The 24,178-nt window shown below is 64.4% G+C and carries 24 protein-coding genes; 7 read left to right on the forward strand and 17 right to left on the reverse strand.

Annotated elements, in window-relative coordinates:
• Position 1: 1 nt before the first annotated feature.
• From E6B08_RS28725 to E6B08_RS28740, 3 genes are all read right to left on the reverse strand, one after another.
• Entirely contained in the window at positions 2-1,060 is a 1,059-nt protein-coding gene (locus E6B08_RS28725; protein ID WP_136917064.1) for a putative 2-aminoethylphosphonate ABC transporter ATP-binding protein, read from the reverse strand.
• 212 nt (positions 1,061-1,272) lie between these two features.
• Positions 1,273-2,142 carry a LysR family transcriptional regulator gene (locus E6B08_RS28735; RefSeq protein WP_136917065.1) on the reverse strand — a complete coding sequence of 290 codons (870 nt, stop codon included), beginning with the start codon at positions 2,140-2,142 and terminating at the stop codon, positions 1,273-1,275.
• Positions 2,143-2,154: 12 nt separating this feature from the next.
• Positions 2,155-4,383 carry a heavy metal translocating P-type ATPase gene (locus tag E6B08_RS28740; RefSeq protein WP_136917066.1) on the reverse strand — a complete coding sequence of 743 codons (2,229 nt, stop codon included), beginning with the start codon at positions 4,381-4,383 and terminating at the stop codon, positions 2,155-2,157.
• An 82-nt stretch (positions 4,384-4,465) separates the two neighbouring features.
• On the opposite strand from E6B08_RS28740, the gene cadR reads away from it, so the two are divergent.
• Positions 4,466-4,909: a cadmium resistance transcriptional regulator CadR gene (gene cadR, locus E6B08_RS28745; RefSeq protein WP_136917067.1), complete on the forward strand. Its 444-nt coding sequence runs from the start codon at positions 4,466-4,468 to the stop codon at positions 4,907-4,909.
• A 95-nt stretch (positions 4,910-5,004) separates the two neighbouring features.
• Here the strand turns inward: cadR and E6B08_RS28750 are convergent, their stop codons facing one another.
• Genes E6B08_RS28750 through E6B08_RS28760 form a run of 3 tightly spaced genes read right to left on the reverse strand, consistent with a single transcriptional unit; the run spans position 5,005 to position 7,633 of the window.
• Positions 5,005-5,976 (reverse strand): thymidylate synthase, encoded by a 972-nt coding sequence (locus E6B08_RS28750; protein WP_136917068.1) that lies wholly within the window; start codon positions 5,974-5,976, stop codon positions 5,005-5,007.
• A 51-nt stretch (positions 5,977-6,027) separates the two neighbouring features.
• On the reverse strand, positions 6,028-6,834 hold the full coding sequence (lgt, locus tag E6B08_RS28755; protein ID WP_136917069.1) for a prolipoprotein diacylglyceryl transferase: 807 nt from the start codon (positions 6,832-6,834) through the stop codon (positions 6,028-6,030).
• Between the two features lie 16 nt (positions 6,835-6,850).
• The gene (locus tag E6B08_RS28760) at positions 6,851-7,633 is read right to left on the reverse strand and encodes a sulfite exporter TauE/SafE family protein (protein WP_136917070.1); all 783 of its coding nucleotides are present in this window, start codon (positions 7,631-7,633) and stop codon (positions 6,851-6,853) included.
• Between the two features lie 129 nt (positions 7,634-7,762).
• Between E6B08_RS28760 and E6B08_RS28765 the strand changes: the two genes are divergently transcribed.
• Positions 7,763-8,509, forward strand: coding sequence for an NRDE family protein (locus E6B08_RS28765; protein ID WP_136917071.1), 747 nt, complete (start codon positions 7,763-7,765; stop codon positions 8,507-8,509).
• A gap of 119 nt (positions 8,510-8,628) precedes the next feature.
• On the opposite strand, the gene ptsP is transcribed toward E6B08_RS28765, so the two are convergent.
• Positions 8,629-10,908 carry a phosphoenolpyruvate--protein phosphotransferase gene (ptsP, locus tag E6B08_RS28770; RefSeq protein WP_136917072.1) on the reverse strand — a complete coding sequence of 760 codons (2,280 nt, stop codon included), beginning with the start codon at positions 10,906-10,908 and terminating at the stop codon, positions 8,629-8,631.
• A 22-nt stretch (positions 10,909-10,930) separates the two neighbouring features.
• Entirely contained in the window at positions 10,931-11,410 is a 480-nt protein-coding gene (locus tag E6B08_RS28775; RefSeq protein ID WP_003249017.1) for an RNA pyrophosphohydrolase, read from the reverse strand.
• A 141-nt stretch (positions 11,411-11,551) separates the two neighbouring features.
• On the opposite strand from E6B08_RS28775, the gene E6B08_RS28780 reads away from it, so the two are divergent.
• A complete protein-coding gene (locus E6B08_RS28780; protein WP_136917073.1) occupies positions 11,552-12,208 on the forward strand; it encodes an HAD family hydrolase in 657 nt (218 codons plus the stop codon).
• An 88-nt stretch (positions 12,209-12,296) separates the two neighbouring features.
• On the opposite strand, the gene E6B08_RS28785 is transcribed toward E6B08_RS28780, so the two are convergent.
• Together E6B08_RS28785 and ilvA are read right to left on the reverse strand one after the other, a co-directional pair.
• Entirely contained in the window at positions 12,297-12,722 is a 426-nt protein-coding gene (locus E6B08_RS28785; RefSeq protein ID WP_136917074.1) for a DUF2269 family protein, read from the reverse strand.
• 46 nt (positions 12,723-12,768) lie between these two features.
• A complete protein-coding gene (ilvA, locus tag E6B08_RS28790; RefSeq protein WP_136917075.1) occupies positions 12,769-14,283 on the reverse strand; it encodes a threonine ammonia-lyase, biosynthetic in 1,515 nt (504 codons plus the stop codon).
• Between the two features lie 135 nt (positions 14,284-14,418).
• Here ilvA and rpiA point away from each other — a divergent pair, with 135 nt between their 5' ends.
• Entirely contained in the window at positions 14,419-15,093 is a 675-nt protein-coding gene (gene rpiA, locus E6B08_RS28795; RefSeq protein ID WP_133325188.1) for a ribose-5-phosphate isomerase RpiA, read from the forward strand.
• Positions 15,094-15,187: 94 nt separating this feature from the next.
• On the opposite strand, the gene E6B08_RS28800 is transcribed toward rpiA, so the two are convergent.
• From E6B08_RS28800 to E6B08_RS28820, 4 genes are all read right to left on the reverse strand, one after another.
• A complete protein-coding gene (locus tag E6B08_RS28800; RefSeq protein ID WP_136917076.1) occupies positions 15,188-16,093 on the reverse strand; it encodes an SdiA-regulated domain-containing protein in 906 nt (301 codons plus the stop codon).
• Positions 16,094-16,181: 88 nt separating this feature from the next.
• A complete protein-coding gene (locus tag E6B08_RS28805) occupies positions 16,182-17,102 on the reverse strand; it encodes an SdiA-regulated domain-containing protein (protein ID WP_136917077.1) in 921 nt (306 codons plus the stop codon).
• Between the two features lie 276 nt (positions 17,103-17,378).
• Entirely contained in the window at positions 17,379-18,044 is a 666-nt protein-coding gene (locus tag E6B08_RS28815; RefSeq protein WP_136917078.1) for a fumarylacetoacetate hydrolase family protein, read from the reverse strand.
• A gap of 23 nt (positions 18,045-18,067) precedes the next feature.
• Positions 18,068-19,465, reverse strand: a complete 1,398-nt coding sequence (locus E6B08_RS28820) for an FAD-binding oxidoreductase (RefSeq protein ID WP_136917079.1) — start codon at positions 19,463-19,465, stop codon at positions 18,068-18,070.
• A 164-nt stretch (positions 19,466-19,629) separates the two neighbouring features.
• On the opposite strand from E6B08_RS28820, the gene serA reads away from it, so the two are divergent.
• The gene (gene serA, locus E6B08_RS28825) at positions 19,630-20,859 is read left to right on the forward strand and encodes a phosphoglycerate dehydrogenase (RefSeq protein WP_136917080.1); all 1,230 of its coding nucleotides are present in this window, start codon (positions 19,630-19,632) and stop codon (positions 20,857-20,859) included.
• A 66-nt stretch (positions 20,860-20,925) separates the two neighbouring features.
• On the opposite strand, the gene E6B08_RS28830 is transcribed toward serA, so the two are convergent.
• Positions 20,926-21,402 (reverse strand): DUF4399 domain-containing protein, encoded by a 477-nt coding sequence (locus E6B08_RS28830; protein WP_136917081.1) that lies wholly within the window; start codon positions 21,400-21,402, stop codon positions 20,926-20,928.
• Positions 21,403-21,598: 196 nt separating this feature from the next.
• Between E6B08_RS28830 and E6B08_RS28835 the strand changes: the two genes are divergently transcribed.
• The gene (locus tag E6B08_RS28835; RefSeq protein WP_136917082.1) at positions 21,599-22,081 is read left to right on the forward strand and encodes a transporter substrate-binding domain-containing protein; all 483 of its coding nucleotides are present in this window, start codon (positions 21,599-21,601) and stop codon (positions 22,079-22,081) included.
• A gap of 107 nt (positions 22,082-22,188) precedes the next feature.
• Here the strand turns inward: E6B08_RS28835 and E6B08_RS28840 are convergent, their stop codons facing one another.
• Positions 22,189-22,698 (reverse strand): DUF523 domain-containing protein, encoded by a 510-nt coding sequence (locus tag E6B08_RS28840; protein ID WP_136917083.1) that lies wholly within the window; start codon positions 22,696-22,698, stop codon positions 22,189-22,191.
• Entirely contained in the window at positions 22,679-23,314 is a 636-nt protein-coding gene (locus E6B08_RS28845; protein ID WP_136917508.1) for a 2OG-Fe(II) oxygenase, read from the reverse strand. The genes E6B08_RS28840 and E6B08_RS28845 overlap by 20 nt, the downstream gene beginning before the upstream one ends.
• Positions 23,315-23,424: 110 nt before the next feature.
• On the opposite strand from E6B08_RS28845, the gene E6B08_RS28850 reads away from it, so the two are divergent.
• A complete protein-coding gene (locus E6B08_RS28850) occupies positions 23,425-24,177 on the forward strand; it encodes a DUF2059 domain-containing protein (RefSeq protein WP_136917084.1) in 753 nt (250 codons plus the stop codon).
• Position 24,178 lies beyond the last annotated feature (1 nt).

Genomic DNA, 24,178 nt, shown 5'->3' on the forward strand with positions numbered 1-24,178 from the left:
CTCAGGCGAACACCTGCAGGCTCTGTGGCGGCAGCGCCACCCAGATGTCCTGCGAGCCCAGGCGCGGCATGGCCTCCGGCGCCAGTTCGGCAAGCAGCGCATGGCCTGGCAGGGCCTTGAACTCGAAGCTCATGCGGCAACGGTTGCCGAGGAAAGTGATCTCGTTGAGCTTGGCCGGAAACAGGTTTTCCTCATGCACGACGGGGTTGACGGTGATCGCTTCCGGGCGGCAGAACAGCCGGCCACTGCGGGCCTGCGTGGCCCCTGGGGCCAGGCGCATGTTCATGCCACCGACCCGCGCATGGCTGTCGCTGCTGCGCTGGAACGGCAGCCAGTTGCCCTGGCCGACGAAATCGGCGACGAACGGGGTGGCGGGACGGTCGTAGATTTCCTGCGGGGTGGCGTACTGCTCGACCTGGCCGTTGTTCATCACCGCGATGCGGTCGGCCATGAGCATGGCCTCGTCCTGGTTGTGGGTGACCATCAACGTGGTGATGCCGAGCTGGCGCTGCAATTGGCGCAGCTCGCTACACAAGTGCTCGCGGACACGGGCATCGAGCGCCGACATCGGCTCATCGAGCAACAGCAACGACGGCGACGGCGCCAACGCCCGGGCCAGTGCCACCCGTTGTTGCTGGCCACCGGACAACTGGCCGGGATATTTCTTCTCGCTGCCGGCAAGGCCGACCAGCTCGAGCATCTCGGTCACCCGCTGGCGGCTGGCGTCACGGCCACTGCCGGTCAAGCCATAGGCGATGTTGGCTTCGACGGTGAGGTTGGGGAACAGCGCATAGGACTGGAACAGGATGCCGTAGTCACGGGCCTGGGGCGGCAGTTCGGAGATGTCTCTCTGGCCAATGTACAGCTCGCCCCGATCCTGGCGTTCGAGCCCGGCGATGCAACGCAGCAGGGTGGTCTTGCCACAGCCCGACGGGCCCAGCAGGCACACGAGCTCACCAGCGGATATGTCCAGGGAAACATCGTTGAGCGCGGTGAAGGCGCCGAAACGTTTGTGGATACCGCGCACTTTCATCTGTGCGCCTGGAGTGGCGTGGTTCATGGCAAGGCCTCATCGAACAAGTGAGGCCATGCTAGGAAGGCAGTGCGAAGGTTATGTGGCTTTAGGGCAAAAGCGGGTGATAGTGGTATAGGCAGATTTTGTAGTGGCGTTGAGGGCCTCTTCGCGGGCAAGCCCGCTCCTACAGGTACTGCACGGAACCAGAGAGCGAAGCAGTACCTGTGGGAGCGGGCTTGCCCGCGAAGAAGACGACGCTAGAACTGCGACCCGGCCACTTCCTGCGCCACCCCCAGAAATGCCGCCGGCAACCGGGCCTGGCGCCGCTCTTTCAGGCAATACAGGTACTCGTGCATCACCGGCGCATCCTCCAGCGCCAACACCCGCAGCTCGGCGTTATGCGGCACTTCATGCCGAGCGATGATGCTGATGCCGATGTTGCGCAGCACCGCCTCGCGGATCGACTCGCGGCTGCCGATCTCCAACAGCGCTCCGGCCGTGACCTCGGCAGCCTGCATCATCTGCTCGGTGAGCTTGCGCGTGGTCGAGCCTTGCTCGCGCATCAGCAGGCAGTGCCCGGCCACCGCCTCGATGGACACTGACTGGCGATGCGCCAACGGATGATTGCGGTGCACCGCCACCACCAGCGGGTCGGTGCCCAGCACTCGCCGCACCAGCCGCGCATCTTCGACCAGCTGCGACGATGCGGCGATATCGACCCGGTAATCCTCGAGCATTTCCACCACCTGCTGGGAGTTGCCGATCTCCACCGCCACCTCAACCTGGGGCAGGCGCTCGCGAAAGATCTTCACCAGGTCAAGGATGTAGTAAGGCGCCGTGGCGGCGATGCGCAAGCTGCCCTGGGCCTGGCCACTGTTGCGCAGCTCGAACTCGATGTCGGCCTCCTGCTGCAACAGTGCCTTGACCATCGGCAACAGGCGCACGCCCTCTTCGCTCAGCACCAGGCGCCGGCCGCCGCGGAAGAACAGCTCCACCGCGTAGTGGCTTTCCAGGTTGCGGATCTGCGTGGTCACCGTGGGCTGGCTGAGCCCGAGCTTCTTCGCCGCCTGGGTGATGCTGCCCAGGCGGGCCACCATGTAGAAGGCTTTGAGCTCGGCACTCAGCATTGCAGGACCTCGTTACTTGCGCAGCAGGCGCAGACCATTGAACACCACCAGCAGGCTGACGCCCATGTCGGCGAATACCGCCATCCACAGCGTGGCCATGCCGGCGAAGGTGATCGCCAGGAAAATGGCCTTGATGCCCAACGCCAGAACGATGTTCTGCACCAGGATCGCCGCACTTTGGCGCGACAGCCTGACGAACGCCGGGATTTTGCGCAAGTCGTCATCCATCAAGGCCACGTCGGCGGTCTCGATGGCGGTATCGGTACCGGCCGCCGCCATGGCGAAGCCGATCTCGGCGCGGGCCAGAGCCGGTGCGTCGTTGATGCCATCCCCGACCATGCCCACCCGATGGCCCTGGGCATACAGGTGCTCGATGCTCTGCAGCTTGTCGGCTGGCAACAAGTTGCCTTCGGCGCGATCGATGCCCACCTGGGCAGCGATGGCCTGCGCGGTGTGTGGATTGTCACCGGTGAGCATGACCGTCTTGATGCCCAGTGCATGCAGTTCGGCAATGGCCTGGCGGCTGCTGTCCTTGACCGTGTCAGCCACGGCGAACAGCGCCAGCGGGCCGGAGCGGTCGAGCAACAGGACCACCGTCTTGCCTTGGCGCTCCAGGGTATCGAGTTGCGCTTCGAGCGCTGGCGAGCACAACCCCAGCTCCTCGACCAGGCGATGGTTGCCAAGGTGGTAGGCCTCACCGTCGATGTCCCCGCGCACGCCACGGCCAGCCAGGGCAGCGAACCCGTCGACTTCGCTCAACGACAAACCCTGCGCCTTGGCGAACTGGGCGATGGCGCCGGAAACCGGGTGGTCCGAGCGCGTGGCCAGGCTCGCGGCCAATGCCTGGGCGCGGCCCTCGAAGCGTGGATCGAGCACCTGGGCATCGGTCTGCACAGGCTTGCCGTGGGTGAGGGTGCCGGTCTTGTCCAGCGCCAGGAAGTCCAGCTTGCGGCCGCCTTCCAGGTACACGCCGCCCTTGATCAGGATGCCTTTGCGCGCCGCTGCGGCCAGGCCGCTGACGATGGTCACCGGGGTCGAGATCACCAGCGCGCAGGGGCACGCCACCACCAGCAGCACCAGGGCGCGGTAGACCCAATCGAACCAGGCGCCGGCCAGCAACAACGGTGGAATGACCGCAACGGCAAGCGCCAAGGCGAACACCACTGGGGTGTAGATGCGCGAGAACCGGTCGACGAAGCGTTGCGTGGGCGCGCGTGCCCCTTGCGCCTGTTCAACGGCCTTGATGATACGTGCCAGGGTCGACTGCCCTGCGGCGGCGGTCACCCGGTACTCGAGGGCGCCGGCCTGGTTGATGGTGCCGGCGAACAGCTTGTCGCCCACGCCCTTCTCGACAGGCAGGCTTTCGCCGGTGATCGGCGCCTGATCGACGCTGGACTGTCCGCTCGTCACCTCGCCATCCAGGCCGACGCGTTCACCGGGACGCAGGCGCACCAACGCGCCGACGGCCACGTCGCCGACCTCGACCTCGCGCCACTCGCCATCCGCCTGCCTGACCGTGGCCATGTCCGGCGTAAGTTGCATCAGCCCACTGATAGCGTTGCGCGCGCGGTCCAGCGAGCGCGCCTCGATCAATTCGGCAACGGTGAACAGCACCATGACCATCGCCGCTTCCGGCCATTGGCCGATCAGCACCGCGCCGGTCACGGCGATGCTCATCAAGGCGTTGATGTTGAGGTTACGGTTCTTCAGGGCGATCCAGCCCTTCTTGTAGGTGCCCAGACCACAGCCGAGGATGGCGGCCAGGGCCAAGAGCGCCACCAGCCACTCAGGGGCGAGCCCGGCGAAGTGCACGATTTCCGAAGCGACCGCGGCGATACCGGACAATGCCAGCGGCCACCAGCGGGTCGCATGGGGCTGCGCTGCGCTGGGGGCGGCGTCATCGGCATCGTCGAACGGCTCGGCCTTCATGCCAAGGCTGTCGATGGCGCGCTCGATCTCGGTGGTATCGCCCAGGGTGTGGCGTACGCCGAGCACGCGGTTGATCAGGTTGAACTCCAACTGTTCGATGCCTGCAAGCTTGCCCAGCTTGTCCTGGATCAGGGTCTGTTCAGTGGGGCAATCCATGGCGTCGATTCGGAAACGGCTGACCTGGGCTGCGTCACTGGCCGTTTCAGTCAGTTGCACCAGGGCCGGCGCGGCATGCGAGCCACAGCATGCGTGGCCGTGCGCATGCGTGGATGCGTGCTCGTGATCATGGTCGTGACTGACAGGCTGGTTCATGGGGACGTCCTTAAATGGGCCTGTTGCCAAGTGAACACCCTGTAGCCACTATAGGGTCAAGCCATCTGCTGGAGTTTTCGCCATGAAGATCGGAGAACTGGCCAAGGCCACCGACTGCCCCGTCGAGACCATCCGCTATTACGAGCGCGAGCAATTGCTGCCGGAGCCGGCGCGCACCGAAGGTAATTACCGGCAGTACACCCAGGCACACGTGGAGCGGCTGACCTTCATCCGCAACTGCCGCACCCTGGACATGACCCTGGACGAGATCCGCAGCCTTCTGCGCCTGCGCGACAGCCCAGACGATTCATGCGGCAGCGTCAATGCGTTGATCGACGAGCATATCGAGCACGTGCAGGCGCGTATCGACGGGCTGGTGGCGCTGCAGGCACAACTGGTGGAGCTGCGCAGGCGCTGCAGCGCGCAAGGTGCCGAGTGCGCGATCCTGCAGCGGCTGGAAGAGAATGGTGCGGTATCGGTGCCGGATACCGAGCATTCGCACGTCGGGCGCAGCCACGGGCATTGAGATCGCGGGGCTGCTTTGCAGCCCAATCGCGACGCAAGGCCGCTGCCACGGGGAGCGCTTGTGGGAGCGGCCTTGCGCCCCTGTCAATCCAGGGATCAGACCGCCATCGGTGCCGTCATCGGCGCGTGGTGTTCGTACCCTTCCAGGCTGAAGTCGCTCGGCTCGATCATCTCCAGCCACTGCGGCTCGTATTTCCCGGTCTTGGCGAAATCCGGCACTCGGTCGCTGATCACCAGCTTCGGCGCTTCCAGCGGTTCGCGCTTGAGCTGCTCGTTGAGCATGTCCAGGTGGTTCTCGTACACATGGGCATCGCCGATGAAGTACGTGAACCAGCGGGGGGTGTAGCCAGTCAGCCGACCGAACAGCGACAGCAACGCCGCGCCTTCGGTGAGGTTGAACGGCGTGCCCAGGCCCAGGTCATTGGAGCGGATGTAGAGGGTCAGGGAAATTTCCCGGGTCTCGACATTCGGATGGAACTGATACAGCAGGTGGCACGGCGGCAGGGCCATTTCGTCCAGCTGCGCGCAGTTCCAGCCGTGAAACAGGATGCGCCGGCTGCCCGGGTCGTTGGCGATGGTGTCCAGGCACTGGCGCACCTGGTCGATGGCCTTGTACAGAACCACGAACGCCTGGCCATTCTCCTCGTCCTGGGCGATCTTGCGAAAGCCCGCCTTTTCGGCCATCTCGATGGCTGCCGGGTTGCTCAGCGCGATGCGCTTGTAGCCCGGCCACTGGCGCCATTGCACGCCATAGATCTCGCCCAGGTCGTCATGCCCCTGGCGGAACGGGTTGGCCAGCCACTGGGCGTTCTCGTTGGCGTTCTGGTCCCAGACCTTGCAGCCCAGCTCACGGAATTCACCAGCGTTCTTCACGCCCCGCAGGAAGCCGACCATCTCGCCGATCGCCGACTTGAACGCCAGCCTGCGCGTGGTGATGGCCGGGAAGCCCTTCTGCAGGTCGAAACGCAGCATGGCGCCCGGCAGGCTGATGGTGCGGATACCGGTGCGATTTTCCTGCAGCGTGCCGTTTTCGATGACGTCGCGGACCAGGTCCAGATACTGTTTCATGGCTTACCTGTAGCAAGAACGGCAAGGGGATCACCCCTGCCGTGGGAATATTCAGGCGGGTTTCGCCGTGGGTTTGCGATTATAAGCCCACCAGATCAGGCCAAGGCCAGCCAGGATCATCGGCACGCAAAGAATCTGACCCATGGTCAGCCAGCCCCAGGCCAGGTAACCCAGCTGGGCATCCGGCACGCGGACGAATTCGACGATGAAGCGGAAGATGCCGTAGAACAACGCGAACATGCCGGACACCGCCATGGTTGGCCGTGGCTTGCGCGAGAACAGCCAGAGGATGACGAACAGCGCCACGCCTTCCAGGGCGAACTGGTACAGCTGCGACGGGTGACGCGGCAGCTGCGCGGGGTCGCTGAACGGCGGGAAGATCATCGCCCAAGGCACGTCGGTGGGCTTGCCCCACAGCTCGGCGTTGATGAAGTTGCCGATGCGCCCGGCGCCCAGGCCGATCGGCACCAGCGGCGCGACGAAGTCCATCAGTTCGAAGAACGACTTGTTGTTGCGCTTGCCGAACCACAGCGCCGCCAGCATCACGCCGATGAAGCCGCCATGGAAAGACATACCGCCCTTCCACACCTCGAAGATCAGTGTCGGGTTGGCCAGGTAGGCGTGCAGGTCGTAGAACAGCACGTAACCCAGGCGCCCGCCGACGATCACCCCCATCGACAACCAGAACACCAGGTCGGAGAGCTTCTCCCGGCTCCAGGTCGGATCGAAGCGGTTCAGCCGGCGCGAGGCCAGCAGCCAGGCGCCACCGATACCGATCAGGTACATCAGGCCGTACCAGTGGATCTTCAGCGGGCCGAGGGCTACGGCCACGGGGTCTATCTGCGGGTAAGGCAGCATGCAAATTCCTCTTGGTTCAAATCAAAAAGCTCAGGCCCACGCAGAACAGCAGCGCGGCGAACAGACGCTTGAGCAGGCGTGGCGACAGTTTGTGCGCCAGACGCGCGCCGAAACGGGCGAAAAACATGCTGGTCACGGCAATGCCGACCAATGCCGGCAGGTACACGAAGCCCAGGCTATGGGGTGGCAGGTGCTCCTCGTGCCAGCCCAGCAGCATGAAGCTCAGGGCACTGGCGAGGGCGATCGGCAGGCCGCAAGCCGAGGACGTGGCCACCGCCTGCTGCATCGGCAGGCTGCGCCAGGTCAGGAACGGCACGGTGAGCGAGCCACCGCCGATGCCGAAGATCGCCGAGGCCCAGCCGATCACCCCGCCCATGCCGATCAACGCCGGCTTGCCAGGGGTGCCACGGCTGGCCTTGGGCTTGACGTCCAGGGCCATCTGCGCGGCGATCACCAGGGCGAACACGCCGATGATCTTCTGCAATTGCGGGCCCTGGATCAGCGAGGCGGTCTTGGCGCCGACACCGGCACCCAGGAGGATGCCGAGGGTCATCCAGGCGAAGATCGGCCACTGCACCGCGCCCTTGCGGTGGTGTTCGAGCACGGCGTTGATGGAGGTGAAGACGATGGTCGCCAGCGAAGTGCCGACAGCCAGGTGGGTCAGCACCGAGGCGTCGAAGCCCTGCAAGGTGAAGCTGAACACCAGCACCGGTACGATGATGATGCCGCCGCCCACGCCGAACAGCCCGGCCAGCACGCCGGCACAGGCTCCCAACAGCAGATAGAGTACGAACTCCATTCGTCGTCCCCGAGAAATCGATGCGGCATGGTAACGGAAGCCGGCCCCGCCGCTCTAGTGAACTCTGTGACAGGATGGATCGCCACCGCCGCGCTCGGTACAGTGGGCGAAAACACAGGGATCCTACCTATGTGCCTGATCGTATTCGCCTGGCGGCCGGGGCACGCCCTGCCGCTGATCGTCGCGGCCAACCGCGACGAGTTCTATGCCCGACCCACCCAGGCGCTGGGTGCGTGGGAAGACGCTCCCGGCGTGCATGCCGGGCGCGACCTGGAGGCTGGCGGTACCTGGCTGGGTGTCGGGCCCCAGGGGCGCTTCGCCGCATTGACCAACATTCGTGAACCCGGGCAACCGTTGGGGCCCCGCTCGCGTGGCGAACTGGTGGCGGCGTACCTGCAGGGCGAGCTTGGCGTCGAGGCCTACCTTGACCAGGTGGCCAGCCGCAGCAGGCAGTATTCGGGGTTCAACTTGTTGGTGGGCGATGGGCGGCAACTGGGCTACCTGCATGCGCGCGAGGCAGCTGCGCGGATACTCGAACCTGGGGTTTATGGGCTTTCCAATGCCGGGCTGGATACGCCTTGGCCGAAGCTGGTGAAGGCGCGCAGGGGGCTGGAGGGGTTGCTGGAGTCGGCAGACCCGCAGCGATTGCTGGCGTTGCTGGCCGATGGAGAAACCGCGGCGGATGCAGACTTGCCGGAAACGGGCGTGGGGTTGGCCACGGAGAAGCTGTTGTCGAGCGTGTTCATTGCCAGCCAGAACTATGGGACTCGGGCGAGTACGGTGCTGATCGTGGATGATCAGGGTCGACGCCGGCTGGTGGAGCGCAGCTTCGGGCCGTTTGGTGGGCATCTGGGTGAGGTTTGCCTGGAGGTCTGATGCCATCATGGCCGGCCCTTTCGCGGGACAAGCCCGCTCCTACAGGTACTGCACTGCCCTTGAGAACAGTGTGGCACCTGTGGGAGCGGGCTTGTCCCGCGAAAGGGCCGGCGCAGACCTCAGAGCGGCTTGTTGGCCCCCGGCCCGATCATCCGCGCCAGGCCCAGGTTTTTCAGCGCCAGCTGCAACGAACTGTGGATAACCTGCGGGTTATCGTGAGTCATGGCTTCGGCCAGCAGCTCCTTGGCCTTGCTCATGTTGATCTGGCGTAGCATCCACTTCACCTTCGGCAGGTTGGTGGCGTTCATCGACAAGCTGTCGAAGCCCATGGCCATCAACAGGATCGCCGCCGCCGGGTCACCGGCCATCTCGCCGCAGATGCTCACCGGCTTGCCTTCGCCATGGGCATCGCGCACCACGGTATACAGGGCTTGCAGCACGGCCGGGTGCAGGTAGTCATACAGGTCGGCGACCCGCGGATTGTTGCGGTCGACGGCCAGCAGGTACTGGGTCAGGTCGTTGGAACCGACCGAGAGGAAGTCCACCTGGCGCGCCAGTTCCTTGGTCTGGTAGACCGCAGCCGGGATCTCCACCATCACCCCTACCGGCGGCATCGGCACGTCGGTGCCTTCGTCGCGCACCTCGCCCCAGGCCCGGTGGATCAGGTGCAGCGCTTCTTCGAGTTCGTGGATGCCGGAAATCATCGGCAGCAGGATGCGCAGGTTGTTCAGGCCCTCGCTGGCCTTGAGCATGGCGCGGGTCTGCACCAGGAAGATTTCCGGGTGGTCGAGGGTGACGCGAATGCCGCGCCAGCCCAGGAACGGGTTGTCTTCCTTGATCGGGAAGTACGACAGCGCCTTGTCACCGCCGATGTCGAGGGTGCGCATGGTCACCGGCAGCGGGTGGAAGGCGGCCAACTGCTCGCGGTAGATCGCCAGTTGTTCCTTCTCGCTGGGGAAGCGCTGGTTGATCATGAACGGCACTTCGGTCCGGTACAGCCCCACCCCTTCGGCACCACGCTGCTGGGCACGGGCGACGTCGGCCAGCAAGCCGGTGTTGACCCACAGCGGCATGCGCTGGCCATCGGGCGTCACGCAGGGCAGCTCGCGCAGCGCATCCAGGCCCTGGGCCAACTGGCGCTCTTCCTCGACCACATCGCTGTACTGCTTGCGCAGCACCTCGCTGGGGTTGGTGAAGACCTCGCCCTTGTAGCCGTCGACGATCAGCTCGATGCCGTCGACTTTGGAGTACGGCAGGTCGACCAGGCCCATCACCGTGGGAATACCCATGGCCCGGGCGAGAATGGCGACGTGGGAGTTACCCGAACCCAATACCGAAACCAGGCCGGCCAGCTTGCCCTCGGGCACCTCGCCGAGCATGGCCGGGGTCAGCTCCTCGCTGACCAGGATGGTGTTGTCAGCGTACACCAGCGACTGCGAGCGGGCTTCCTGCAGGTAGGCGAGCAGGCGCCGACCGAGGTCCTTGACGTCGGAGGCACGCTCACGCAGGTAGTCGTCGTCCATCAGTTCGAAGCGGTTGACGTGCTCGCCCACCACCTGGCGCAACGCGCCCTGGGCCCACTGGCCGGTCTTGATGACCTCGGTCACCTCGCCGCCCAGGGCTGCATCCTCGAGCATCATCAGGTAGACGTCGAACAGCGCGCGCTCTTCGGGGCGCAGCTGGGTGGCCAGCTTGGCCGACAGCTTGCGCATGTCGGCACGCACGCCTTCAAGGGCGTTCTGGAACAACTTGAGTTCGCCGTCGATGTCTTCGACGGTTTTATCCGGCACCACCTCGAGGTCTGCCGGCGGCAGCATGACCACTGCGCGGCCCACGGCGGCACCGGGCGAGCCCGGCACGCCGACGAAGCGCGCTTCCTGGATACCCTTGCCCTGACGGCCCAGGCCACGGATGGAGCCGGTCGCCTCGGCGTGGGCGATGACCCCGGCGAGCTGCGCGCTCATGGTGACCAGGAAGGCTTCCTCGCCTTCGTCGAACTGGCGACGCTCCTTCTGCTGGATGACCAGGACCCCGACCACGCGGCGGTGGTGGATGATCGGTGCGCCGAGGAAGGAGGCGAAGCGCTCTTCACCGGTTTCGGCGAAGTAGCGATAACGCGGGTGATCGGCGGCGTTCTCCAGGTTCAGCGGCTCTTCCCGGGTACCGACCAGGCCGACCAGGCCTTCGTTGGGGGCCATGCTGACCTTGCCGATGGAGCGCTTGTTCAGGCCCTCGGTGGCCATCAGCACGAAGCGGTTGGACTCCGGGTCGAGCAGGTAGACCGAGCAGACCTGGCTGCCCATGGCCTCTTTGACGCGCAAGACAATGATCCCCAACGCCGTCTTGAGATCTTTGGCGGAGTTCACTTCCTGGACGATCTTGCGCAGCGTATTGAGCATGGCTCGGGGTCGAACTCCGTCGTCAGTCGCGCGTCAGCAGACGCGGTGCTAGCTCTTTCAGGGCGCGGCGGTAGACTTCACGCTTGAATGTCACCACCTGACCCAGCGGGTACCAATAACTGACCCAGCGCCAGCCATCGAACTCAGGCTTGCCGGTCAGGTCCATCCGCACCCGCTGCTCGTTGCTCACCAGGCGCAACAGGAACCACTTCTGCTTCTGCCCGATGCACAGCGGTTGGCTGTGGGTACGCACCAGGCGCTGGGGTAAACGATAACGCAACCAGCCGCGGGTGCAGGCAAGAATTTCCACATCGTCGCGTTCAAGGCCAACTTCTTCGTTCAGCTCGCGGTACAGGGCATCTTCCGGCGTCTCGTCAGGGTTTATGCCACCCTGCGGGAATTGCCAGGCATCCTGGTTGATCCGTCGAGCCCATAGCACCTGCCCGGCATCATTCGTGAGAATGATCCCGACATTGGGGCGAAAACCATCCGGGTCGATCACGGCAGCAACCTCGCAAACGCATGTCACCGCATTGTTCCACAAAGCCTGCGAGCGCAGCAACGCGCCCGCCAAGCTTATGTGCAGCGAGGTGAAAACTCCGTATTCTGCGGGCCTACCCCGTAGCTGATGCGAGTGACCGCGATGCGCCTGGCTTTATTCGATCTGGACAATACCCTCCTCGGTGGCGACAGCGACCATGCCTGGGGCGACTACCTGTGCGAACGCGGCATCCTTGACCCGATCGCCTACAAGCGGCGCAACGATGCCTTCTACCAGGACTACCTGAACGGCACCCTCGACCTGCAGGCCTACCTGGCCTTTTCCATGGAAATCCTTGCCGCCACGGAGCCTGCCCAACTCGACGAGTGGCACCGCGACTTCATGCGTGACTGCATCGAGCCGATCGTCCTGCCCAAGGCCCTGGCCTTGCTGCAGCGCCACCGCGAGGCCGGCGACCAGCTGCTGATCATCACCGCTACCAACCGCTTCGTCACCGCCCCCATCGCCCGCCGCCTGGGCGTGCGCACATTGCTGGCGACCGAATGCGAGCAGGTCGACGGCCGCTATACCGGGCGTAGTACCGATATACCGTGCTTCCGTGAAGGCAAGGTGACGAGGCTGGAGCGGTGGATGATGGAGAACGGTTTCGACCTGGAGGACAGCTACTTCTATAGCGACTCGATGAACGACCTGCCGCTGTTGCAGCGGGTGGCGCATCCGGTGGCGGTGGACCCGGATCCGAACCTGCGGGCCGAGGCCGAGCGGCAGGGTTGGCCGGTGGTGTCGCTGCGCGATTGAGCCTTGTCTGTTCCGGCCTCTTCGCGGGCAAGCCCGCTCCTACAGGCTCTGCGCCGTTCCCGAGGGCGGCGCCGTACCTGTAGGGCCGTCAGACCGGCTTGGCCCCCATCAACCCGGCAATCGACAGGAAGCACACCCCGCTGAACACCGCCAATGCCAAGGTAAAACGCAAGCCCACCACTTCGGCCTTGCGCAACCGGTTCAGACGCGCCACCAGCCACCACACGGCAAACGCCCCGACGGTATAGATGACGCTGGAGGCCAGCACCCAGGTCTGCCCCAGCGGCCAACCGACCAGATGCACCAGCCACCAGCCGCTGAACGGCATGCTCAGCAGGCTCACCCCCATCACCAGCCAGACGAACACCAGCGGCCTGCGCAGCAGCTTGGCGTACGCCTCGGTATCGCCGCGCCGGCGCGCGAGCACGGTCCACACCGCCAGCCCCAGCGCGCCCAGCAGCAGGAGCGCGGTGGCGGCGATGTGCAGGGCTTTCAGGGTCGTCAGGTGTTCCATGTCATCTTGTCCTTGTACAGGCGATCGTCAGCCCAAGCTTAGCCGCTTAGCCCAGAAACAGCCGGTAAGCCGGGTTTTCGGTCTCGTCCCAATACGGGTAGCCGATCTTGGCCAGGGCCGCCGGCACCAGGTGGCGCTCGTCTTCCGGCACTTGCAGGCCAGCCACCACACGCCCGTCGGCGGCGCCGTGGTTACGGTAGTGGAACATCGAGATATTCCAGCGCCCACCCAGCTTGGTCAGGAAGTTGAACAGCGCACCGGGCCGCTCGGGGAATTCGAAGCGCAACACGATCTCGTCGCTGGCGCCGGCCGAATGGCCGCCGACCATGTGCCGGATATGCAGCTTGGCCAGTTCGTTGTCGGTCAGGTCGGTGACCGGGAAGCCCTGGTCGATCAGTTGCTGCACCAGCGCGGCACGCGGGTCGTTCTCCGGGTGGGTCTGCACCCCGACGAAGATGTGCGCCTCGTCCGAGGTGTGCTTGCGGTAGTTGAACTCGGTGATCTGGCGCTTGCCGATGGCCTCGCAGAACGCCTTGAAGCTGCCTGGACGCTCGGGGATGGTCACGGCGATGATCGCTTCGCGCTTTTCGCCCAGTTCGGCGCGCTCGGCCACGTGGCGCAAGCGGTCGAAGTTGACGTTGGCGCCTGAATCGATGGCCACCAGGGTCTGCCCGCTGACGCCCTTGAGTTCGACGTACTTCTTGATGCCGGCAACACCCAGCGCGCCAGCAGGCTCGGTGATCGAGCGGGTATCGTCGTAGATATCCTTGATAGCCGCGCAGATCTCATCGGTACTGACGGTGATCACCTCGTCCACGTAGCGGCTGCAGATGTCGAAGGTGTGCTGGCCAATCTGCGCCACCGCCACACCATCGGCGAACAGCCCGACCTGCGGCAGGATCACCCGCTCGCCCGCCGCCATCGCTGCCTGCAGGCAGTTGGAGTCGTCCGGCTCCACGCCGATTACCTTCACTTCCGGGCGCAGGTACTTCACGTACGCGGCGATGCCGGCGATCAGACCACCGCCCCCGACCGGCACGAAGATAGCGTCCAGTTGCCCGGGGTGCTGGCGGAGGATTTCCATGGCCACGGTGCCTTGCCCGGCGATGGTGTGCGGATCATCGTAGGGGTGGATATAGACGTAGCCTTTCTCGTCCACCAGCTTCAGCGAATAGGCCAGCGCCTCGGGGAACGAGTCGCCGTGCAGCACCACCTTGCCGCCTCGCGAACGCACGCCCTCGACCTTGATCTCGGGTGTGGTCTTGGGCATCACGATGGTCGCCTTGATCCCCAGCTCGCGCGCGGCCAGGGCCACGCCCTGGGCATGGTTGCCGGCAGACGCGGTGACCACGCCACGGGCCAGTTCCTCGGCGCTCAACTGAGCGAGCTTGTTGTACGCACCGCGGATCTTGAACGAGAACACCGGCTGCAGGTCCTCGCGCTTGAGCAGCACCTGGTTGCCCAGCCGCTTGCTCAGTTGCCCGGCGCTGTGCAACGGGGTTTCTACCGCGACGTCGTAAACGCGCGAGGTGAGGATCTTCTTGACGTACTGTTCGAGCATCGGGAAAGCATCACTGGGCCGCGGGACAAGGCCTGGGAGTCTACCCCAGCGCTACGTCGGGCGACCACAGCAAAGCCGCGCGAGCCGTTATACTAGCCCCCTTTGAAAACCTCCCCCGCCCCTTTCGGAGCCCGCATGACCCAGGACCAACTCAAACAGGCCGTCGCCCAGGCCGCTGTCGACTTCATTCTGCCCAAGCTGGATGAAAAGAGCGTCGTCGGCGTCGGCACCGGTTCGACCGCCAACTTCTTCATCGACGCCCTGGCCCAGCACAAGACCGCTTTCGACGGCGCGGTCGCCAGCTCCGAGGCCACCGCTGCGCGCCTGAAGGGCCATGGCATCCCGGTCTACGAGCTGAACAGCGTGAGCGAACTGGAGTTCTACGTCGACGGCGCCGACGAAAGCGACGCCCACCTGAACCTGATCAAGGGCGGCGGCGCGGCGCTGACCCGCGAGAAGATCGTCGCGGCAGTGGCCAAGACCTTCATCTGCATCGCCGACGGCAGCAAGCTGGTACCGGTCCTGGGCGCCTTCCCGCTGCCGGTCGAGGTGATTCCAATGGCCCGCAGCCATGTGGCGCGCCAACTGGTCAAGCTGGGCGGCGACCCGGTTTACCGCGAAGGCGTGGTGACCGACAACGGCAACGTCATCCTCGACGTGCATAACCTGCAGATCACCAATCCGGTGGAGCTCGAGGCACAGATCAACGCCATCGTCGGCGTGGTCACCAACGGCCTGTTCGCTGCCCGCCCGGCCGACCTGTTGCTGCTGGGCACCGCCGAAGGCGTGAAGAGCCTCAAGGCCGAGTGATGCCCTTCGCGGGACAAGCCCGCTCCCACAGGTACTCCGGCAGCGGGTTTCTGTGGGAGCGGGCTTGCCCCGCGAAGAAGACGCCCACGCCCCATCAATCGGCCGGCAACCTGAAGACATAGAAAAGGTTCGGCTCACTGACCAGGTAGATAGTCCCCGCGTCGTCCATCGCGATCCCTTCCGCCTGCGGCACCGTCCGCTTCAAGCCCTGAGACCCCTTGCGCAGCGACAGGGTGCTCAACGGCCTGCCTTTCACATCCAGCTCCAGTACCAGCCGCGACTCGTCCGACAGCGCCACCAGGTGACCACTGCGTTCGTCGAACTGCAGGCTCGACAGGTCACGCACGAACAGCCGCGCATCGCGCTTGCGGTCCTGCACCACATGCACCGCATAGGGCCGTTCGGGGTTGTCGTGGGGGAAGCCGTGCACTTCGTAGATCAGCATCGGGTCACGCTCCTTGGCCACGAACAGGCGCTTGCCCACCGAATCGTACGCCAGGCCCTCGAAACCCTTGTTGCCATTGAGGCCGATGCCCAGGGTCAGTTGCTCGGCGTCAGCGGCGTCGAGAAACCCTGTGTCGTCGTCCAGCCGCACTTGGATCAGCCGCTGCTGGCGCTCGTCGGTGATCACGTAGCTGTTGGTGCCAACGTATTCCACCGCCTCGGGGTCGCCGAAACCGGTCAGCGGCACCCGCCGCAGGATGCGCCCGTCGAGCGAGAGCTCGATCAGCTCGGGGTTCTTGTTGGTGACGGTGAAGAGGCTCTTGCGATCCGGGTCGTAGGTCAGCGCGGAGATGTCGGCGTTCAACCCCTCGATGGGCTGTGCCTCGAGCGCCACCTGGTAACGCTCAAGCCCGATGCCCTGCGTGGCGGGCTGCCACCAGGTCTTGAGGTTGAACCAGGCCCGCTCGAACAGTCGAAATTCCTGGGCAGCCACACCACCGAGCAACAGCAACCCGGCCAGGCCTACGATGAACAACGAGCGAACGGGACGACGCATGGTAGAAAGGCTCAACGTGGGGAAGGCCCATCTAACCATGCACAACTGAAGTAAATCTTAAAAGCCGGGTCCGAAAAGTCCGAAGGACTTACTGGGTTTTCTTGAAACGGTAGAAAAGGTTCGGTTCGCTGACCATGTACAGGTTGCCCTGATCGTCCACGGCCACGCCTTCGGCGCGCGGAATGGTATCGGCCAGGCCGTTGAAGCCACCGAGCAGGGTCATGAAGCTGACCTGCTGGCCTTGCTCGTCCAGCTCCAGCAGCATGTTCGAGTCGGCCGACAGCAGCAGCAGGTGGCCGGTGCGTGGATCGACGTTCAATGCCGAGAGGTTGCGCAGGTCCAGTTCGTCGTTGGCCAGGGGCTGTTTGTCGCCAGCAAGCGGGCTGCGGCCATCGGTGCTCCAGGTGAACAGCCGTGGCGGACGCTCCTCGCCGATCACCAGGCGCTTGCGCACGGCATCCCAGGCCACGGCCTCGAAGCCTTTGTTGCTTTTGACCGACTCACCCAGGTCGTAGCTCTGGAAGTCAGTGCGATTGAGCGTGGTGGTGCTGGCGTCGACCTTGACCAGGGTCAGGTCGTGGCGCCGCTCATCGACGATGGCCAACTGCCCGTCTTCCAGCACTGCCACGCCTTCGGGGTTTTCCCAACCCTGCAGGGGCATCTTGCGCAGCATATCGCCTTCGAGGCTGAGCTCGACCAGGAACGGGTTCTTGCCCATTACTGCGAACAGCGTGCGGGTCTTGGGATTGAACGCCAGGTCCGAGGCTTCGTCGTCCTCATCGCCGAAGGCCTTGCCGTCGATGTCTACCCGATAGGCCGGCAACCACACGCTTTCGCGCTGCTCGACCTTGCTCTCGAAATGCTCCTTGATCCACAGCACGCCGCGGTCGTCCCAATGCATCGCGATTGCCACGCCATAGGCGATCACCGCCACGACGGCCAGGCCAAAGGGCCAACGCAGGAAGAAACGGCGCTTGGGGGTTGCCTGGGCGCTGGAGGGAGAGGGCATGCGGGGTTCCTGAGAAATGTGCGTAGATCCGCGCATTATCCCGATAGGTTGTGAAAAAAACGCAAATGTTGCCGCTGGGCTCTGCCGCGCCAGGGCAATTGTGGGAGCAACTGTCTTGCTCAACTTCTAAAAGCTGGCGCGATCCCTGTGGGAGCGGGCTTGCCCGCGAACACGGGCGAAGCCCGTGCCATCCACCACGGTGTCGGCTTCGCGGGCAAGCCCGCTCCCACCGAGCACGACAGTTGCTTCACGTATTGGCAGGAGCAGCAGCCAGCCTCAGAGCACCTGGCTTTCGAAACGCGAAACCCCAGGCAGCTCCAGCACCAGCTTGTCGCCGACATTGAACGCGCCGACACCGGCCGGGGTGCCGGTGAGGATCACGTCACCGGCCTGCAGCGAGAAGTGCGCGGCCATGTACTGGATGATCGGCACGATCGGGTTGAGCATCATCGCGCTGTTGCCATCCTGGCGAACCTCACCGTTGATGGTCAGGCGCACGGGAATGTCGGTGACATCCTCGAAGCTCGCGGCGCTGACGAACGGCGGCAGCACGCAGGCGCCGTCGAAGCTCTTGGCCAGTTCCCACGGCAGGCCCTTCTCCTTGAGTTTGGACTGCACGTCGCGCAGGGTCAGGTCCAGGGCCGGGGCGTAGCCGGAAATGGCGTCCAGCACCTCTTCCTCGGTGGCCTTGGAGGACAGCGGCTTGCCCAGCAGTACGGCGATTTCCGCCTCGTAGTGCACCGATCCACGGTCGGTCGGGATCTTGAACCCGCCTTCCAGCGGCACCACGCAGCTGCCCGGCTTGATGAACAGCAGCGGCTCGCTGGGGATGGGGTTGTTCAGTTCCTTGGCATGCTCGGCATAGTTGCGGCCGATGCACACCACCTTGCCCAGCGGGAAGTGGATGCGCGTGCCGTCTACGTACTGATGCTGGTAACTCATGGCCGACTCCTTTGGTACTGCTTTTATACGGGAGCGAAGATCTTACCCGGATTCATGATGCCGTTAGGGTCGAACACGGCCTTTATTGCCTTCATGCAGGCAATTTCCTCGGCCGAGCGGCTGTAGTGCAAGTAGTCGCGCTTGGTCATGCCCACGCCGTGCTCGGCAGAAATGGAGCCGTTGTAGCGCTCGACGATCTCGAACACCCACTTGTTGACCTTGGTGCAGGAGGCAAAGAACGCGTCCTTGCTCATGTGCTCGGGCTTGAGGATGTTCAGGTGCAGGTTGCCGTCACCGATATGGCCGTACCAGACCACTTCGTAGTCCGGGTAATGCTCGCTGACGATGGCGTCGATGTCGCGCAGGAACGCCGGCACCTTGGAAACGGTGACGGAGATGTCGTTCTTGTAAGGGGTCCAGTGGGAAATGGTCTCGGACAGGTACTCGCGCAGCTTCCACAGGTTCTTCAGCTGGGTCTCGCTCTGGCTCATCACCCCATCGAGCACCCAACCTTGCGCCACGCAGTGTTCGAAGGTAGCCAGGGCCTGGTTGGCGATGTCTTCGTTACTGGCCTCGAATTCGAGCAGGGCGTAGAACGGGCAGTCGGTGTCGAACGGCGCGGGCACATCGCCGCGGGCCATGATCCTGGCCAGCCCTTTGTCGGAAAAGAACTCGAAGGCCGTCAGGTCGAGCCGCCCCTGGAAGGCGTGCAGTACCGGCATGATCGAGTCGAAATCGGGCGTGCCCAGCACCATCGCGGTCAGGTTGCGCGGGGCCCGGTCCAGGCGCATGGTCGCCTCGACGACGAAGCCCAGGGTGCCTTCGGCACCAATGAACAGCTGGCGCAGGTCGTAGCCGGTGGCGTTCTTGATCAGGTCCTTGTTCAGCTCCAGCAACTCGCCCTTGCCGGTGACCACCTTAAGGCCAGCGACCCAATTGCGGGTCATGCCGTAGCGAATCACCTTGATGCCGCCGGCATTGGTGCCGATATTGCCGCCGATCTGGCTGGAGCCGCTCGAAGCGAAGTCCACCGGGTAATAAAGACCCTGCTCCTCGGCGAACGCCTGCAACTGGCGGGTGATGACACCAGGCTGGCAGACCACGGTACGGTCGAAGGCATCGAAGTCGAGAATGCGGTTCATCAGGTCGAAGGCGACCACCACCTCGCCATTGGCCGCCACCGCGCCCGCCGAAAGGCCGGTGCGCCCGCCAGACGGCACCAGGGCCACCTGATGGCGATTGGCCCAGGCGACGATCGCCTGGACCTGTTCGATGCTGCGCGGCAGGACGATGGCCGACGGTGCTGGCGGGTAGTGCTTGGTCCAGTCCTTGCCGTAGGCCTCCAGGGACGCGGCGTCGGTCAGGACCTTGCCAGGGTCTACAAGGGTCATCAGCTCATCAATTACCGCGGGGTGGGTCATCGCAGGAACTCTCGACTTATTCATAGTCACCCTGAGCACTCTTCACCTGTCGGGATAAGCTCAGATTGTGTCGCGTATGCTAGCATAGCGCTCCCGCTGTTCGTGCTAAGGCCGACGCCGTTTCACCCCTCGCCATTTTTTCTCCGGGATACAGGTTTACGCAGATGAGCAAGACTTCTCTCGACAAGAGCAAGATCAGGTTCCTTCTTCTTGAAGGTGTGCACCAGAACGCGGTGGATACCCTCAAGGCCGCCGGGTACACCAACATCGAGTACCTCACTGGCTCGTTGCCCGAAGCCGAGCTGAAGGAAAAGATCGCCGATGCCCACTTCATCGGTATCCGCTCGCGCACCCAGCTGACCGAAGAGATCTTCGATTGTGCGAAGAAGCTGGTCGCCGTCGGTTGCTTCTGCATCGGCACCAACCAGGTCGACCTGGAAGCTGCCCGCGAGCGCGGCATCGCCGTGTTCAACGCCCCCTACTCGAACACCCGCTCGGTGGCCGAGCTGGTGCTGGCCGAAGCCATCCTGCTGCTGCGCGGCATCCCCGAGAAAAACGCCTCCTGCCACCGCGGTGGCTGGATCAAGAGCGCGGCCAACTCCTTCGAGATCCGTGGCAAGAAGCTGGGCATCGTCGGCTACGGCTCGATCGGTACCCAACTGTCGGTCCTGGCCGAGAACCTGGGCATGCAGGTGTACTTCTACGACCCGCTGACCAAGCTGCCACTGGGCAACGCCGTGCAGGTCACCAGCCTCAACGAGTTGCTGGGCCTGGCCGACATCGTCTCGCTGCACGTGCCAGAGCTGCCGTCCACCCAGTGGATGATCGGCGAGAAGGAAATCCGCGCGATGAAGAAAGGCGCGATCCTGATCAACGCTGCCCGCGGCACCGTGGTCGAGCTCGATCACCTGGCTACAGCCATCAAGGACAAGCACCTGATCGGCGCCGCCATCGACGTCTTCCCGGTCGAGCCGCGCTCGAACGACGAAGAGTTCGAAAGCCCGCTGCGTGGCCTGGACAACGTGATCCTGACCCCGCACATCGGTGGTTCCACCGCCGAGGCACAGGCCAACATCGGCCTGGAAGTGGCAGAAAAGCTGGTCAAGTACAGCGACAACGGTACCTCGGTGTCTTCGGTCAACTTCCCGGAAGTGGCCCTGCCGGCGCACCCAGGCAAGCACCGCCTGCTGCACATCCACGAAAACATCCCGGGCGTGCTCAGCGAGATCAACAAGGTCTTCGCCGAAAACGGCATCAACATCTCCGGTCAGTTCCTGCAGACCAACGAGAAAGTCGGCTACGTGGTAATCGACGTCGACGCCGAGTACTCGGACCTGGCGCAAGAGAAGCTGCAACACGTCAAGGGCACCATCCGCTCGCGCGTATTGTTCTGAACGTGGCCGCTGCATGAAGAAGGGAGGCCCTGGTGGCCTCCCTTTTTTTGTCTGCGCCGCGTGGGGCTATTTCACCTCGACGGTGATCTTCTTCGATTCGACGCTCGGCTTGAACGGCACGTGGTATTGATCGCCCAGCATCAGTTGCAGGGTGTGCTTGCCTGGCGTGAGGGTGATCGTGGTCTCGGTCTGCGCCTTGCCGAAGTGCAGCACTTGCGGGCCAGCCGGCAGCGCGGTGCCGCTCTCTGGCATGAGGCTGGAGGGCAGCGGCATGTCGGCTACCGGCTCCTCGTCCACATCCACCAGCAGGTGGTGATGGCCCGTGTGCGGGGTCTGGTCACCCGCTGGCTTGAGCTGCATGCCCTCGATGCCGAACTTGACGGTGAAGGTCTTGTCGACCGTGGCGCCATCGGAGGGGGAAACGATGACGACCTTGGCATCCTTGGGCGGCTCCTGGCTTTTCAGGGCGTCCGCAGCGCTGGCAACTACCGAGGCCCCCATTAGCAGACCGGCAACGGCAGCACGCGAAAATAGGCTGTTCATTCACTTCTCCTGTGATTCATTCATTGACCGCAGCCCATGGACAACGACGGCGGTAGTTCACCATAGCCCACAAAGAGAAATATTTCAGTTAGGGTTAAACATCGCCCAGGCTTCACAGTCATAGGCTGCGCTCGACCGCGACGAGGAACAAAGTCGTGGCGAAAGTTATTCATATACAGAAGAAAAAGGGGCATTCATGCGCTCGACCATAGGCCTACTGCTGGCAGCACTGATCACGCCGCTGGCGCACGCCGAGCTGATAGATGAAATCGCCGACCGGGGGGAACTGCGCATCGCCGTGCAGGGAGACAACGCGCCGTATGCCTTCAAGGAAAACGACCGCCTGACCGGTTTCGAGATAGAGGTTGGCCAGGCCCTGGCCAAGGAACTGGACCTGCGCGCCGAATTCATCGAGGCGCCTGCCGACGAAGCGATGACCGGCGTCGAGAACGGCAAGTACGACATCAGCCTGAACCAGGCCAAGAGCAATCAGGGCGAGCAGTTGGATGTGAGCCAGCCCTACAGCAGCCAGCAACTGGTGATTCCGTTCCAGAAGGACAACCCGGCGTTCGAAAGCGCGGTCAACAATGCCCTGCAGCGGATCAAGGACGACGGACGCATGGCGGCGTTGGAGCAGAAGTGGTTGAAGGGTGCGCAGCAGTCGGCGGCTGGGCAGTAAGTTCGGAGTAGGTCTGTGGCGGCCTCTTCGCGGGACAAGCCCGCTCCCACAGGTACCGCACTGAACCTGTGGGAGCGGGCTTGTCCCGCGAAGAGGCCGCCGCAGACCTACTCCGTAAGGCCAGCCAGCGCCACCTGCGCCTGCTCAAGCTCCAACTCGCCGAACACCAGCACCCCCTCGCGCCGCAGCAACGCGGTGGTCACCCCCTCCCCCGGCACCTTCACACCGCTGAACGTGCCGTCATAGGTCAACCGGTTGCCACACGAAGGGCTACCCGCCTTCAGCACCGCCACCCGAATCCCATGCTTGCGCACCAGCGCCAGGGCCTGCCCGGCCCCGGCAACGAACGCGGCGCTGACATCGTCACCGGTCACCGTCACCACCACCGCTGCGCCATCGAGCACCTCACCGCCCTGCCCGCCGGGAATCTCCGCAGGCGGGCGCGGCGTCGGCAAGCCGCCGGCCACTTCGGGGCACAGCGGCACCACCCGGCCTTCGGCCTGCCAGCGCTGCAACAGATCGGGGTGCCCGCTGCTGCGCCCGTCATAGCGCACCGGCTGGCCCAGCAGGCAGGCGCTGACCAGCACCTTGGGCAATTCAGAACGGGTCGTTGCCACGGCGTCGGAACCAACCGGTCAATGACAGACGCTCGCGCCCGGCGGGCAGCACCTCGTGGGGAATCTCGCCGGACAGGAACACCGCCAGGGAGCCGGCCTGTGGCTCCACGTCGTGGGCCACGTCTCCTGCCAGAAACATGCGCAACTGGCCGCCATCTTCGGGCTGCCAGTCTTCGTTGAGGTAGAACACCGCCGAGACCATGCGCCGGTCATCGTCGCGAAAACGGTCCAGATGACGCCGGTAGAACGCCCCGGGCGGATACAGGGCAAAATGACACTCGAAGTCCTCCAGGCCCAGGAACAGCCCCTGGTTGATGGCCTGGCGCAACTCATCCATGGCCGCCAGATACTGGTCGCAGGCTTCGGCCTGACCCGGGTCGATCCACTGAATCTGGTCGCCGCGAATCGCCTCGCGCACCTCCTGGGCCGCACCGCGCCCCACCCCGGCGGGGTTGAGCTCACCCTCGGCATGGCGACGGCGGCATTCGGCCGCCAGCGCGCGCGCCAGCGCAGCAGGCAAGAATAGGGCCTGCTGAGACCAGCCACGGGTGGCCAGGTCATCGACGACGGCCGATAGCATCGGGTGTTCGAGGGAGGTGTGCATGGCGCGCATCATATCCATTCGCCCTGCACTCGCACAGCGCCACTTGGCCGAGAAGCGTTGCGGTATCTCGACAAACCGGCGCCGAGCCAAGGACAATAGCCTCCTGCCGACAGGAGTCCTGAATGCGCCGTCTGTTTTCCCTGCTTCTGCTGATGATCTGCACCATGCCTGTCTGGGCAGATAGCCTCGATCAGCTGTACAAGGCCGCCGGCTGGCCCGACCAGCGCGCCCACTTCAGCGATGCGCTGAGCGCGGCCCAGCAGCGCTATCGCAACAGCTTGCCACCGGCCGTCTACCAGGCCCTGGTCAACAACAGCAACCAACGTTTCCAGGCCCAGGCCATGGACCGCCGTGCCCAGGCACAGCTGCGCGCCACCCTGCCCAACCCTTCACCCGCCCTGGCCTTCTTCCAGTCGCCGCTGGGTCGCAAGATCGTCGCCGCCGAGCTGTTGGCCACGCGCAAGGACCAACTGGCCAAGAACGCCAAGGGCCTGCCCAAGATCGAGGCCAGCGACAACCGCCTGCTGATCATCGGTCACCTGGCCCAGGCCCTGCCCGCGCGCGAGGCCGGTGCCGAGGTCAGCCTGGCCATTGCCGGCGTGGCCGCCGACAGCCTCAGTTCGATGCTCCCCGGGCTGTTCGGTGGCGGCCAGGCCCAGGGCCTGCTCGACGGCCAGCGCCAGCGCCTGATGCAGCAGATCGGCGAAGACCTCAACAACACCCTGCTGTACGTTTACCGCGACCTGTCCGACGCCGAGCTCGAAGAGTTCGCCACCTTCGCCGAGTCGCCGGAAGGCAAGGCCTACTACCAGGCCGCTGTGGCTGCGGTTCGCGCCGGCCTGGCAGTGGGCCAGAGCGCGGCAGACCTGAAGTAAG

The organism is Pseudomonas putida, assembly GCF_005080685.1.
Lineage (GTDB): Bacteria > Pseudomonadota > Gammaproteobacteria > Pseudomonadales > Pseudomonadaceae > Aquipseudomonas > Aquipseudomonas putida_V.

What these genes read in the sequence shown, in the direction of transcription:
- E6B08_RS28725 (WP_136917064.1), bottom strand. Translation starts at nt 1,060, where the DNA reads ATGAACCACGCCACTCCAGGCGCACAGATGAAAGTGCGCGGTATCCAC.
- E6B08_RS28735 (WP_136917065.1), bottom strand. Translation starts at nt 2,142, where the DNA reads ATGCTGAGTGCCGAGCTCAAAGCCTTCTACATGGTGGCCCGCCTGGGC.
- E6B08_RS28740 (WP_136917066.1), bottom strand. Translation starts at nt 4,383, where the DNA reads ATGAACCAGCCTGTCAGTCACGACCATGATCACGAGCACGCATCCACG.
- cadR (WP_136917067.1), top strand. Translation starts at nt 4,466, where the DNA reads ATGAAGATCGGAGAACTGGCCAAGGCCACCGACTGCCCCGTCGAGACC.
- E6B08_RS28750 (WP_136917068.1), bottom strand. Translation starts at nt 5,976, where the DNA reads ATGAAACAGTATCTGGACCTGGTCCGCGACGTCATCGAAAACGGCACG.
- lgt (WP_136917069.1), bottom strand. Translation starts at nt 6,834, where the DNA reads ATGCTGCCTTACCCGCAGATAGACCCCGTGGCCGTAGCCCTCGGCCCG.
- E6B08_RS28760 (WP_136917070.1), bottom strand. Translation starts at nt 7,633, where the DNA reads ATGGAGTTCGTACTCTATCTGCTGTTGGGAGCCTGTGCCGGCGTGCTG.
- E6B08_RS28765 (WP_136917071.1), top strand. Translation starts at nt 7,763, where the DNA reads ATGTGCCTGATCGTATTCGCCTGGCGGCCGGGGCACGCCCTGCCGCTG.
- ptsP (WP_136917072.1), bottom strand. Translation starts at nt 10,908, where the DNA reads ATGCTCAATACGCTGCGCAAGATCGTCCAGGAAGTGAACTCCGCCAAA.
- E6B08_RS28780 (WP_136917073.1), top strand. Translation starts at nt 11,552, where the DNA reads ATGCGCCTGGCTTTATTCGATCTGGACAATACCCTCCTCGGTGGCGAC.
- E6B08_RS28785 (WP_136917074.1), bottom strand. Translation starts at nt 12,722, where the DNA reads ATGGAACACCTGACGACCCTGAAAGCCCTGCACATCGCCGCCACCGCG.
- ilvA (WP_136917075.1), bottom strand. Translation starts at nt 14,283, where the DNA reads ATGCTCGAACAGTACGTCAAGAAGATCCTCACCTCGCGCGTTTACGAC.
- rpiA (WP_133325188.1), top strand. Translation starts at nt 14,419, where the DNA reads ATGACCCAGGACCAACTCAAACAGGCCGTCGCCCAGGCCGCTGTCGAC.
- E6B08_RS28800 (WP_136917076.1), bottom strand. Translation starts at nt 16,093, where the DNA reads ATGCGTCGTCCCGTTCGCTCGTTGTTCATCGTAGGCCTGGCCGGGTTG.
- E6B08_RS28805 (WP_136917077.1), bottom strand. Translation starts at nt 17,102, where the DNA reads ATGCCCTCTCCCTCCAGCGCCCAGGCAACCCCCAAGCGCCGTTTCTTC.
- E6B08_RS28815 (WP_136917078.1), bottom strand. Translation starts at nt 18,044, where the DNA reads ATGAGTTACCAGCATCAGTACGTAGACGGCACGCGCATCCACTTCCCG.
- E6B08_RS28820 (WP_136917079.1), bottom strand. Translation starts at nt 19,465, where the DNA reads ATGACCCACCCCGCGGTAATTGATGAGCTGATGACCCTTGTAGACCCT.
- serA (WP_136917080.1), top strand. Translation starts at nt 19,630, where the DNA reads ATGAGCAAGACTTCTCTCGACAAGAGCAAGATCAGGTTCCTTCTTCTT.
- E6B08_RS28830 (WP_136917081.1), bottom strand. Translation starts at nt 21,402, where the DNA reads ATGAACAGCCTATTTTCGCGTGCTGCCGTTGCCGGTCTGCTAATGGGG.
- E6B08_RS28835 (WP_136917082.1), top strand. Translation starts at nt 21,599, where the DNA reads ATGCGCTCGACCATAGGCCTACTGCTGGCAGCACTGATCACGCCGCTG.
- E6B08_RS28845 (WP_136917508.1), bottom strand. Translation starts at nt 23,314, where the DNA reads ATGATGCGCGCCATGCACACCTCCCTCGAACACCCGATGCTATCGGCC.
- E6B08_RS28850 (WP_136917084.1), top strand. Translation starts at nt 23,425, where the DNA reads ATGCGCCGTCTGTTTTCCCTGCTTCTGCTGATGATCTGCACCATGCCT.